This is a genomic window from Syntrophales bacterium (assembly GCA_023229765.1).
Taxonomy (GTDB): domain Bacteria; phylum Desulfobacterota; class Syntrophia; order Syntrophales; family UBA5619; genus DYTH01.
The window spans coordinates 26,469-38,842 of the sequence record JALNYO010000005.1 but is presented as its reverse complement, the minus strand read 5'-3'; the positions used below and the strand labels follow the sequence as shown (position 1 = coordinate 38,842).

Sequence of the window (12,374 nt, the reverse complement as noted above, 5' to 3'; positions counted from 1 at the left end):
AATTGCGAAAAATAAAGCCGCCCAGCGCAATGATTTTCTACTCTTCATCTTTCTTTGCTCTCAATTTCCGCAATCCTCGCGCGCACCGTCTCCTCGGCCGTTCCGCCTCTTTCCTTCCGGGCGCCCACAGACTGTTTTACGGTTAAGCATTTAAACACATCTTCATCGAAACCGCCGTAAAAATCAAGAAACTCCGTCATGGTCAACCCCGTCAGCTTTTTTTTGTTTTTGATGCAAAACGCGACTATTTTCCCGACAATGCCATGCGCTTCGCGAAACGGCGTTCCTTTGCGCACGAGATATTCGGCGATGTCAGTCGCCGTGGAAAATCCCCCTTCGGCGCCCGTTGCCATCTTTTCCCGTCTAAAGGCAATATGGCCGATCATCATGGTAAAAATCCGCAGGGAGGCCTTCGTGGTGTCGAGCGCATCAAACAGCGCTTCCTTGTCCTCCTGCAAATCACGGTTGTACGTCATCGGTAGCCCCTTGAGGAGAGTCAGAATGGCTACGAGATCGCCGTAAACACGGCCTGTCTTTCCCCTGATCAGCTCCGCCACATCCGGATTTTTCTTTTGCGGCATAATGCTGCTGCCGGTTGTAAACGAGTCGGCGATCTCAATATAGCCGAACTCGTCGGTTGACCAGAGCACCAGATCCTCGCAAAAACGGCTCAGGTGCGCCATGATGAGCGATGCGACAAAAATGAATTCGGCGACGAAATCCCGGTCGGAGACCGTATCCATGCTATTTTCCGTCACCCGCGGAAATTTGAGGAGGCGGGCAACGTACTTACGGTCAATGGGAAGTCCCGTTCCTGCCAGAGCCGCCGCCCCCAGGGGCATTACATTCATCCGCACCCGGCAATCATGGAGACGCGACAAGTCGCGGTCAAACATTTCCCAGAAGGAAAGAAGATAGTGAGACAAAAGAACCGGCTGCGCCTTCTGCATGTGGGTGTAACCAGGTAGAATAACGCCTGTTTCCTTTTTTGCCTGCTCCAGGAGCGCCCCTTGCAGATCGCGGACAAGGTTAATGAACTCGTCTGTTTCCGCCCTCAGATAAAGGCGTTCATCCAAGGCCACCTGGTCATTTCTGCTTCTTGCCGAGTGGAGCTTCCCTCCGACCTCGCCGATCCGGACAGTCAGCGCCTTTTCGATCGCCATGTGAATGTCTTCGTCGTCAGGATTGAAGAAAAACGTTTCATCTTCAATATCCTTCAGTATCTCCTTCAGGCCGGCAATGATCGCCCGACTTTCATTTTTTTTGACGATCCCCTGCCTGGCAAGCATGCGCGCGTGGGCGATGCTGCCCTCGATATCGTAGCGGTAAAGGCGACGGTCAAAATGAAGCGAAGCAGTAAAGGCCTCTACGGCTTTATCGGTATCCTCGCTGAACCGCCCCCCCCAGGGCTTCTCCACTTTTTCAGTCATCTTTACCTGCCGCATCAAATCTGAACGCGTGCGTTCATCGCCGCCATTATCTTCAGACGCAGGGCATTGAGGCGAATGAATCCGGTTGCGTCTTTCTGGTTATAAACCCTGTCTTTTTCAAATGTTGCAACATCCTCACTGTAAAGGGAAAAGGGCGATTTCCTGCCGACCACAATGCAGTTTCCCTTGTAGAGCTTAAGGCGGGCTGTCCCGGTTACATGCTCCTGGGTTTCGTCTATGAAGCGCTGCAGAACCTTCATTTCCGGAGAAAACCAGAAGCCGTTATAAACAAGTTGCGCATATTTGGGAGTGAGCGAATCGCGCATCATCATCACCTCGCGATCCATGGCGATAGATTCCACAGCGCGATGAGCCGCCCAGAGAACCGTTCCCCCCGGGGTCTCGTAAACCCCGCGCGATTTCATACCGACAAAGCGGTTCTCCACCATATCAACGCGGCCGATCCCGTTTTTACCTGCGATTTCATTGAGATGATCGAGAAGAACGGCAGGCTGCATAATCACCCCGTCCACGGAAACAGGAATCCCGTTTTCGAAGGCGATCTCGATATAGGTCGGCCGGTCCGGGGCTTTTTCCGGGGAAACGCTCAGCACAAACATGTCTTCATTCGGCTCCGCCCAGGGGTCCTCCAGAATTCCGCCTTCATGGGAGATGTGGAGCAGATTGCGGTCGCTGCTGTAGGGTTTCTCCCTCGTGAGAGGCAGAGGTATATTGTTTTTTTCCGCGTAATCAAGCATCGATGAGCGGGAATCAAACTTCCAGTTATCGTCCCGCCAGGCGGCAATAATATTGATTGCCGGGTTCAGCGACAGATAGGTCAGCTCAAAACGAACCTGATCGTTGCCCTTCCCGGTGGCCCCGTGACAAACCGCATCCGCGCCCTCCAGCTTGGCAATCTCAAGCTGTCTTTTGGCGATCAGCGGCCGGGCCAGCGATGTTCCCAGCAGATATGTTCCCTCGTAGATGGCATTCGCCCGGAGGGCCGGGAAAACGAAGTCCCGCGTGAATTCCTCTTTGAGATCGTCAATATATATCTTTGAAGCGCCGGTATTGAGCGCCTTTTCCTGAAGCCCGGACAACTCTTCCTTCTGCCCGACATCTGCGGCAAAGCAGATCACCTCGCAGTGGTATGTCTCAAGCAGCCATTTCAGAATGACAGAAGTATCAAGCCCACCCGAATAGGCAAGAACAACCCTTTTCACTTCGCTCACTTAACTATCCTCCTTTTATTGCATCAATATTTCCATTATCGCCTTCTGGACGTGCAGCCGGTTTTCCGCCTCGTCAAAGACAACAGAACGGGGACCGTCGATAACCTCCGCGGCAATCTCCTCACCCCGGTGCGCGGGCAGGCAATGCATCACAATAACATCCTTCCCGGCTTTCTCCACAAGTTCCTGACTAACCTGAAAGGCGTGAAATTTTTTAATCTTTTCTTCCCTTTGTTCCTCCTGCCCCATGCTCACCCAGGTATCGGTATAAATGACGTCGGCATTGCGCACGGCCAGAGCCGGCTCCCTGTGCAGATTAACCCCGAGCGGCGCCTCGGCTTTTGCCCTTTCCAGAATGACAGGATCCGGATCATACCCGTCAGGACAGGCCAGGTCAAGGCGAAAGGGAAGCTTTGACGCCGCAACTATCCAGGAGTTGGCGATATTGTTCCCATCCCCGACATAGGCGATTTTCAGCCCTTCATACCCTCCCCGCTTCTCTATAATCGTGAAGAGATCCGTCAAAATCTGACAGGGGTGAAGCAGGTCCGTGAGGCCGTTGATAACCGGGATTGTCGCAAACCGGGCAAATTCCTCTACCGCCTGGTGAGAATAGGTGCGGATCATCACCCCGTCGAGGTAGCGCGACATTATCCGCGCCGTATCGGCGATCGTCTCCCCCCGCCCGATCTGAATATCGCGACCGCTCAGAAATAAAGCGTTTCCCCCTAACTGATACATGCCTACTTCAAAGGATATCCTCGTGCGCGTCGATGATTTGTCAAAAATCATCCCCAGCGTCTTACCCTTCAGCGGCTCTGCTGATTTTCCGGCTCGCAACAGTTTCTTCAGCCGACCGGCGCCCTCAAAAATGGCATCGTAATCATTTTTCTCCAGGTCATAACCGCTTATCAAATCCTTTTTCATTGTTCCCCCAACGCCTCATCTAATATTTGCAAAGCCCGATCCACATCGTATTCGGTAATAATCAACGGCGGCACAAAACGCAGTATATTGCCGTTTGTACAGTTAATAAGAAGCCCCTTCTCCATGCATTTCAGCACCAGCCCCGCGCCGGGAGAGGCAAGCTCAACGCCGATCATTAGCCCCTTGCCCCGCACCTCGCGAATAACCGGATACTTGTCTTTCAGCTTAGCAAGCTGGGCGAGAAAATACTCGCCGACAACGCGACTGTTATCGACAACCCCTTCCTCCAGGATCGTCTGCACCGCGGCCAGGGCGGCCGCGCAGGCCAGCGGGTTCCCGCCGAATGTCGAACCATGACTTCCCGGGACAAACGCCGCGGCAATGTGCTCCTTGGCGAGAAGCGCCCCGATCGGAAAACCGTTTCCCAGCGCCTTGGCAAGGGTCATCAGATCAGGGACAACATCCTCATGATCGCAGGCAAAAAGCATCCCCGTCCGGCCCATGCCAGTCTGGATTTCATCGGCAATCATCAAAATGCCATGTTCATCGCAGCTTTTCCGAATCCCTTGCAGATACCCGGGATCGGGAATTATAACCCCCCCCTCCCCCTGAATCGGTTCGACGATTACTCCGCAGGTCTTATCGGTGATTGCGGCATCCAAGGCGGGAAGATCATTGTAGGGGACATAATGGAAACCCTCGGGGAGAGGACCGAATCCTGCCTGTAAATTCTCCTGGCCGGTTGCCGTGACAGTAGCAAGCGTCCGGCCGTGAAAGGAGTTGCGCATGGTGATGAACTCGTTTTTGCCATTCATATGCTCAAATGCGTATCTTCTGGCAAGCTTTATCGCCGCTTCGTTGGCCTCCGCGCCGCTGTTACAGAAAAATACCTTATCCAGCGGGGAATTCTCTACAAGCAGGGTGGCCAGCAGAATCTGGGGAGCGATATGATAGTAGTTGGAAATATGAGTAAGATTTTCCACTTGCTCCTTAATCGCCGCCACAACCCGGGGATGGGAATGGCCCAGGGCGCAAACGGCAATCCCGGCGACGAGGTCGAGATACGAACGACCTTCGCTGTCCCAGAGGTGAACACCCAATCCCCTGGTAATGACAACAGGAAACCGCTTGTAGTTGGGCATTATGTATTTGTCGGACAGCTCGATCCATTCTTCTTTTTTCATCTCAATCTCTTTCATTTTAAAATGCCTTCATAAATCATGCATTAATTCTTAATTTCTATATTACGATCTCCGTCCCGATCCCCTGATCTGTGAACATCTCCAGAAGAATCGTGTGTTTGACGCGTCCATCGAGAATGTGGGTCTTGCCTACCCCGGTATCCAGAGCCTTGAGACAGCACTTGATCTTGGGGTACATGCCGCCGGCGATTGTTCCGTCCTCAATCATCTGCCTTGCCATGCCTTTATTCATCGTGTGAATAAGGTTTTTATCCCGATCGAGAACACCGGGCACATCCGTAAGCAAAATAAGTTTTTCGGCGCCGAGGGCCGATGCAACCGCGCCGGCCACCAGATCGGCGTTGATATTGTAGGTCTCCCCATTTTCACCTATCCCTGTGGGCGCGATAACAGGAATTATCCCGTCATTCATAAGCGTGTTGAGAATAGAGGCGTTTACCTCTTTGACCTTGCCGACCAGACCGAGGTCAATTATTTCCGAAGGCGTAGCTTTTGCCTTGTCGGCGCTGAGGAGATATTTCTCCGCACGAATCAGGTTTGCGTCCTTGCCGCTTAGGCCCACTGCCCGCCCGCCATGCCGGTTAATCAAGCCGACTATTTCCTTGTTCACCTTCCCGACAAGCACCATCTCGACAATATCCATTGTCTCTTCATCGGTAACCCGCATCCCCTGGATGAACTGCGATTCCTTCCCCAGCTTTTTAAGAACGCTGCCGATTTGCGGTCCGCCGCCATGCACAACAACCGGATGGATGCCTATGTACTTCATCAAAAGCACATCGCGGGCGAAATTATCCTTCAGTTCCTCGTCAACCATCGCGTGCCCGCCATACTTTATAACAACCGTCCGGTTAAAGAAACGGCGTATATAGGGAAGTGCCTCAACCAGGATATTGGCCCTCTCCACAAATTCAGTCATATCTTCCATAAGCAATCTCTCAAATCACAAAATATAACGGCTCAGATCCTCATCTTCAACAATTTCGTCTAACTGCTCGGCGACGTAATCGGCATCTATCACTACTTCCTGCGCATTCATCTCCGGGGCATCAAAGGATATCTTGTCGAGGAGGCTCTCCATGATTGTATGGAGACGACGCGCCCCGATATTTTCGGCGCGGTCATTCACCAGTGTCGCGGTTTCGGCGATCGCGGCAATTGCGTCTTCCTTGAAGACAAGGGTTACCCCCTCGGTTGCCATAAGTTCCGTATATTGCTTGACAAGGGCGTTATGCGGCTCCGTTAGTATCCGAATGAATTCTTCCTTGCCGAGCGAATCGAGTTCCACACGAATGGGGAAGCGCCCTTGCAGCTCCGGGATCAGGTCGGATGGTTTTGTAGAGCTGAAGGCGCCCGCGGCAATGAACAGGATATGATCGGTGCGGACAATCCCATAGCGGGTACTCACCGTCGAACCCTCAACGATTGGCAGCAGATCGCGCTGGACGCCTTCCCTCGATACATCCGGCCCGTGCGCTCCGTCGTCGCCGACGATTTTGTCGATCTCGTCGAGAAAGACAATCCCCGTCTGTTCCACGCGTTCAATCGCCGTTTTGGTGACCTTCTCCATGTCCACGAGCCGCTGCGCCTCCTCTTCCACCAGCTTCTCCAAGGCTTCTTTCACCTTCATCCGCTGTTTTTTCTTCTTCTGCGGGAAGATATTGCCGAGCATGTCCTTGATATTCAATCCCATATCCTCCATGCCGGAGGCCGAGAATATTTCCACCATCGGGCCGCTGCGGGATTCCGTTATCTCTATTTCGACAAAACGTTCGTCCATCTGGCCATCGCGCAGATACCGGCGCAGCTTCTCTCTGGTTGTTTCAGCTTCAAGAACGCGTGTCCCTGGCTCCGACGTCTGACCTTCTGCGGGAACCATTTCCACAACCCTGTCGTCGGCCGGTTTACTGGGCAGCAGGATGTCGAGCAGGCGCTCTTCGGCAAGTTCAGAGGCCTTGGAGATAACCCGCTGCTGTTCCTCTTCCTTTACCATCCCGATCGCCTGCTCCAGCAAATCACGGATCATCGATTCCACGTCCCGCCCCACATAGCCTACTTCCGTGAATTTGGAAGCCTCCACCTTGATGAACGGGGAATTGTCTAATTTCGCGAGCCGCCGGGCGATTTCAGTTTTGCCTACGCCGGTCGGGCCGATCATGATGATATTTTTCGGAGATATCTCCTCTTTCATCTCTTCCGGGACATTCTGCCGCCGCCAGCGGTTTCTAAGCGCTATCGCCACCGCCCGCTTCGCCTCGTGCTGGCCTATAATATACTGATCAAGTCTTTCGACAATTTTTCTGGGAGTCAAATCATTTTGCGCCATTTTTGTCTTTTTCCTTGCCTTTTATGGGTTTATATTCGTTGTCGTCCTCTAAATCTATCTCTTCCGTAGTGATATGGTCATTGGTGTAGATGCAGATCTCGGAGGCAATCTTGACTGACTCCCGGGCAATTTCCGTCGCCGTCAGCTCCGAATAACGAACCATCGCCCGCGCCGCTGCCAATGCATAAGGTCCTCCGGACCCAATCGCCATCACATTATCGTCGGATTCAATAACATCGCCGTTTCCCGAAATAATCAGGAAGGAATCGCGACTGACCGCGATCATCAATGCCTCAAGATGCCTGAGCACCCGATCGGTTCTCCAGTCCTTGGTCAGTTCGACGGCAGCCCTGACCAGATTTCCCTTGTACTGTTCGAGCTTCTGTTCAAATCGCTCGAACAGCGTGAAGGCGTCAGCCGTTGCCCCGGCAAATCCGACAATAACCTGGTCATGGTAAAGCCTGCGCACCTTTCTTGCCCCGTGTTTCATAACCGTCGTGTCGAGCGTAACCTGACCGTCGCCGGCCACGGTGACCTTGCCCCGATGTTTGACGGCAAGAATTGTTGTTCCACGAATATTCATTTTTTATCCCTCTATTTCTTTGCCCATATCTTTGGCTCTTGGATGAGCCTTGTCATAAATCTCCATCAGGCGGCTGACACTGACCGACGTGTATTTCTGCGTCGTCGATAAGCTGCTGTGCCCGAGCATCTCCTGGATCGACCGTAGATCCGCGCCGGCATCAAGAAGATGGGTGGCAAATGTATGCCGCAGGGAATGAGGGCTTATCTTCCTGCCGATGCCGCTTTGCAGAACAACCCATTCTACCACCCGTGCCACGTCCCGGGGCCCAATTCGCGTTCCTCTGGCATTCAAAAAAAGCGGTTCCCCGTCCATTTTATCGGAGGCTGCCCTGACAAACTCCGACCTCATTTGGAGGTAATCCTTGAGCGCGGCCAAAGCCGAAGCGCCTACTGGAACGATCCGCTCCTTTTTACCTTTTCCCCTCACCTTAACCAGGCATTCGCTGAATCTCAGGTCATCGACGTTCATGCCGACAAGCTCTCCGAGTCTGATGCCGGAGGAATAGAAGAGCTCCATGATGGCCCGGTTTCTGCTTCCTGCTGCGTTTTTCGAAAAATCTACGCTGAGCAGCGCCAGCGTTTCATCCACCGACAGGACTGCCGGTATGTATTTCTCACACCGGGGCAATTGCAGGAGTTCAGCCGGATTAAGCTTCACTGAACCCTCGCGCAACAGGTAACGATAAAAAGAACGTAAGGAAGCGATCTTGCGTGAAACGGTTATCTTCCTCATTTTACTGCGATACAGTGAAACGAGAAAGGAACGAATCAGAACAATATCCTCGGGAATATCGTCGTCTTCCGCGCCGGCGGAACCCCTTGTCATAAGGAATTCCTGAAACTGCTTAAGGTCGGCCAGATAAGCCTCCACAGTGTGCCCGGACAGGTTTCTCTCCACGCTAATATGCCGGCCAAAATCGGCAATGGCCTTTTTCAGAGACGACACCTAATACCTCAATGAATACAAAGATGAAAGAAAAAACAATTAGTCACATCTTGTATTTTCCGAAATCTTCCGGCGAAAGGTTTTCGAGAAATTCCTCGAGTTTTTCCTTATCCAGGCTGCCGATATCGGAATGCTTGGCGCCGAAGTCAACATTCCGGGATTTTTCAATAACCTTCTCATCAATGAAAATCGAAGCCCCCGCCCGCAGGGCAACGGCAATAGCGTCGCTCGGGCGGGCATCCACAACTATGATCTTCCCTTCCCAAAGCAGATGAATATTGGCAAAAAAGGTGTTGTTGCGCAGATCCGGTATTTCCACGCGTAACACCTCGCCTTTCATTAACTTTATTATATCGTTCAACAGATCATGGGTCATCGGACGGGGAAATTTGATCTTTTCCATCTCCGTCGCGATCGCGCTTGCTTCAAATATTCCGATCCAGATGGGAACCGCCTTTTTCCCCTCAAGGTCCTTTAAGATTACAATCGGGGTGTTCGTGATCGGATCGATAGTCAGTCCCGACACCTTCATCTCAATAAAAACATGCTGTTCCATGTTACTCCATCTCTCCCCTCAGGGAATGCAGGTAGGCATCAACAATCCTGACACGGACCGCTTTCCCGAGAAGCTCGGGATTGCCGGGGAAATTAACGATCCGGTTGGTGCGCGTGCGCCCCATCATCTCGCTGCCCGTTTTTCGACTGCGCCCCTCGACGAGGATCTCTTCGCTTTTGCCGATGAGCGCAAGATTCTTTTCCAGTGTATGACCTTCCTGAAGTTTCTGCAACTTTTTCAAACGTTCCCTTTTTATCCTTTCTGCAAGATGTCCCTCCAGCGCTACTGCCGGCGTATGCTCCCGTTTGGAATACTGGAAGGAAAAAAGGTTGTCAAAACGAACATCCCGCATCACCTGGAGGGTCTGCTCAAAATCCTCCTCCTCCTCCCCGGGAAATCCCACAATAATATCGGAGGTAATGCTTATTCCCGGCACAGCCTTTCTCAGGGCTGCCACTTTTTCCTTGTAATCTTCCACCGTATATCCGCGTTTCATCAGCCGGAGAATATGGTTAGACCCCGCCTGAAGGGGCAGATGGATATGTTCGCACAAGGCGGAAACATTGCCAAACGCCGCGATCAATCCCTCCGACAAATCCTTGGGATGAGAGGTGGTAAAACGAATCCTCCTTATCCCCGGGATATCGCCAATAGCCTGAAGCAATTTGGCAAAATCAGGCTTATCGGGCAGGGTCTTGCCGTACGAGTTCACGTTCTGGCCCAGAAGCGTAACCTCCTGTATCCCCTGCCCCATTAATTCTTCCACCTCTTTGACGATATCGGCAAGCGGCCGGCTTTGCTCCCTCCCCCGCAAAAACGGGACAACGCAATATGCGCAGAAGTTGTTGCACCCCTGCATGATCGTGACAAAGGCACTGACCTCGCCGGCAAGGGGTTGCGCCGGTATATCCAGAGAGCGCACATAATTGGAAAATGCCGTGTCGGCAAATCGGAGTCGGGAGCGTTCCACAGAGGAGACTATTGCGGGCAGCCTGTCAATCTGGTTCGTCCCTACGACCATGTCCAGACAGGGGAACATTTTGAAAAAATGATCTCCCTGCTGCTGGGCCAGACACCCGGCTACGCCAATGATAAGCTCAGGTTTTTCCTCCTTAAGCTCCCGAAACCGCCCAATCAGGCTGTACGCCTTCTGGTCGGCCTTCTCCCGGACACTGCAGGTGTTGATGACAATCAGATCTGCATCCCCGGGATTGTCGGTCATTATGTACCCGGATTCTTTCATCAAAAACGCCATCTTCTGCGCATCCTGCACATTCATCTGGCATCCCAATGTCTGAATATATAGTTTTTTCTCTTCCAAGCCTCCCCTTCCTCACCAAAAACAAGACCAAGTTCATTAGTATAGGAGGTTGTTATAGTCAATATATTTTTAACAGGAAAATTTCCCTGCTTGCAATTGCCGCCGTTCCGGTTTATTTTGACAACCATTGAGTCATTGCCGTACAAAATCAAAAAAATCAACCGGAGGCGAGACGATGAACCATCAGGAAAGTTCTTTCAAGGACAGCGGCAATCGTCAAATCCACTATCAATCCTGGCTTCCTGAAGGGGAAATAAAAGCCGTGCTTCTCGTGGTTCACGGACTTGCCGAACACAGCGGCCGCTATATGAACATAGTCAATCGCTTTGTTTCGCTTGGTTATGCCGTTTATGCTGCCGATCACCCCGGACATGGTCGTTCCGCCGGTCTGCGCGGCTATATAGACAAATTTACGGATTACACAGACACGCTTGCCGAATTTTCACGGATGATCGGCGGATTGCAAAAAGGCAAACCGCTTTTTCTTGTCGGCCACAGCATGGGCGGACTAATCGTCTCTCTGCACCTGCTTTCCCATCAGCACGAACTACAGGGAGCCGTGCTTTCGGGCCCCGGCGTCAAGGTTCCCGACAACATATCGTCATTAACGATCTTCGCCGGAAAAATTCTGTCCACTCTGTTGCCCCGCACCGGAATTCTCAAACTGGAAGAGGCGGCGGTAAGCAGGGATATTGCCGTTGTGAGGGCTTACCGGGACGATCCGCTGGTTTATCATGGCAAGATTTCGGCGCGGCTGGGCGCAGAGATGCTCGAAGCAATGGAAAGGATTGAAGCTGACGCATCCCGAATAACACTGCCGATATTGATCCTGCAGGGAACCGCAGATCGCCTTGTTCCGCCCTCCGGCGCGCAGATGCTTTATGACCGGGTATCCTCTGCCGACAAAAAATTGATCTTCTACGACGGGCTGTACCACGAGATTTTCAACGAGCCGGAACACGACCGCGTTTTATCCGATGTGGAAGTCTGGCTTGCAGCACACCTGTGATTGAGGCATAATGGCTTGGAACTTTTAAAGTTCTGTCCCTGTATAAACAGCAAAGGACTATAAGGCGTATGTCAGGCTGCAATAGACCGACCCCAGCCGTCTGGATCAGCAAAACGCCGTTACAAAAATGAGCTCTAAAGCTGCCCCAAATTGTTAACGGCGGTTGCTCATTTTTATTGACAAGTCCCGCGTGATGCGCTACGGGCAGAACGAGTTCAGGTCGAGAAGGCGGCGATACTGCGGAGGTGTTAAAAAACTTTTTTTTGGTAAACAAGAAGCACTGATCATTTATGAGGAAGGGGACGGTCGATGGATCCGAAAAATCCCGAATTGCTCAGTGAATTTAGTGTGGAACAAGTTGCAAAATTGGATGCCCTGATACAGTCTTACAGGGAAAAACCGGGCGCCCTGATCCCCCTGCTTGAGGAGGCGCAAGTGCTCCTCGAATATCTGCCGCCTTCTGTGCAGCAAAGAATCGCCGCCCGAATGAATCTTCCTTTGAGCCGCATTTATGGCGTGGTCACCTTTTATTCCTTTTTTACAATGAAGCCGCGGGGACGGCATATCCTCCGTGTTTGTCTGGGAACGGCCTGTTATGTTCGTGGCGGGAAAGCGGTGGCTGACGCTGTTGTCAGGGAATTAGGCGTAGCGGAATCCGAAACCACGCCTGACCGGAAGTTTACCTATGAAACGGTCCGTTGCGTTGGCGCCTGCGGTCTTGGACCGGTGCTGATCGTTGACAAGGATGTCCATGGCAGGATGAAACCCTCCAAGCTCAAAGGGGTGCTCAGCCAATACGATTAATCCGTCGCTCCGAAGAGAAATTGAAGCCCCGGAATC

12 protein-coding genes are annotated in these 12,374 nt (G+C 52.2%); 2 read left to right on the top strand and 10 right to left on the bottom strand.

Annotated elements, in window-relative coordinates:
- Positions 1–44: 44 nt before the first annotated feature.
- The 10 genes from argH to miaB are packed head-to-tail and all read right to left on the bottom strand — an operon-like array spanning position 45 to position 10,525.
- Positions 45–1,430: an argininosuccinate lyase gene (argH, locus tag M0P74_04360; GenBank protein MCK9362816.1), complete on the bottom strand. Its 1,386-nt coding sequence runs from the start codon at positions 1,428–1,430 to the stop codon at positions 45–47.
- Between the two features lie 14 nt (positions 1,431–1,444).
- Complete coding sequence (locus tag M0P74_04355; GenBank protein MCK9362815.1) at positions 1,445–2,662, bottom strand: argininosuccinate synthase; 1,218 nt, start codon at positions 2,660–2,662, stop codon at positions 1,445–1,447.
- Between the two features lie 15 nt (positions 2,663–2,677).
- A complete protein-coding gene (argF, locus tag M0P74_04350; GenBank protein ID MCK9362814.1) occupies positions 2,678–3,589 on the bottom strand; it encodes an ornithine carbamoyltransferase in 912 nt (303 codons plus the stop codon).
- Positions 3,586–4,773 carry an acetylornithine transaminase gene (locus M0P74_04345; GenBank protein ID MCK9362813.1) on the bottom strand — a complete coding sequence of 396 codons (1,188 nt, stop codon included), beginning with the start codon at positions 4,771–4,773 and terminating at the stop codon, positions 3,586–3,588. The genes argF and M0P74_04345 overlap by 4 nt, the downstream gene beginning before the upstream one ends.
- A gap of 55 nt (positions 4,774–4,828) precedes the next feature.
- The gene (gene argB, locus M0P74_04340; protein MCK9362812.1) at positions 4,829–5,719 is read right to left on the bottom strand and encodes an acetylglutamate kinase; all 891 of its coding nucleotides are present in this window, start codon (positions 5,717–5,719) and stop codon (positions 4,829–4,831) included.
- Positions 5,720–5,734: 15 nt separating this feature from the next.
- Positions 5,735–7,117 (bottom strand): ATP-dependent protease ATPase subunit HslU, encoded by a 1,383-nt coding sequence (hslU, locus tag M0P74_04335; GenBank protein ID MCK9362811.1) that lies wholly within the window; start codon positions 7,115–7,117, stop codon positions 5,735–5,737.
- Positions 7,104–7,700 (bottom strand): ATP-dependent protease subunit HslV, encoded by a 597-nt coding sequence (hslV, locus tag M0P74_04330; protein ID MCK9362810.1) that lies wholly within the window; start codon positions 7,698–7,700, stop codon positions 7,104–7,106. The genes hslU and hslV overlap by 14 nt, the downstream gene beginning before the upstream one ends.
- A gap of 3 nt (positions 7,701–7,703) precedes the next feature.
- Positions 7,704–8,648: a tyrosine recombinase XerC gene (locus M0P74_04325; protein MCK9362809.1), complete on the bottom strand. Its 945-nt coding sequence runs from the start codon at positions 8,646–8,648 to the stop codon at positions 7,704–7,706.
- Between the two features lie 43 nt (positions 8,649–8,691).
- Positions 8,692–9,204, bottom strand: coding sequence for a bifunctional nuclease family protein (locus M0P74_04320; protein MCK9362808.1), 513 nt, complete (start codon positions 9,202–9,204; stop codon positions 8,692–8,694).
- A gap of 1 nt (position 9,205) precedes the next feature.
- Positions 9,206–10,525, bottom strand: a complete 1,320-nt coding sequence (gene miaB / locus M0P74_04315) for a tRNA (N6-isopentenyl adenosine(37)-C2)-methylthiotransferase MiaB (protein ID MCK9362807.1) — start codon at positions 10,523–10,525, stop codon at positions 9,206–9,208.
- Positions 10,526–10,700: 175 nt separating this feature from the next.
- Here miaB and M0P74_04310 point away from each other — a divergent pair, with 175 nt between their 5' ends.
- Both M0P74_04310 and M0P74_04305 read left to right on the top strand, forming a co-directional pair.
- Positions 10,701–11,534, top strand: a complete 834-nt coding sequence (locus tag M0P74_04310) for a lysophospholipase (protein MCK9362806.1) — start codon at positions 10,701–10,703, stop codon at positions 11,532–11,534.
- Positions 11,535–11,843: 309 nt separating this feature from the next.
- Complete coding sequence (locus M0P74_04305) at positions 11,844–12,338, top strand: NAD(P)H-dependent oxidoreductase subunit E (GenBank protein MCK9362805.1); 495 nt, start codon at positions 11,844–11,846, stop codon at positions 12,336–12,338.
- Positions 12,339–12,374 lie beyond the last annotated feature (36 nt).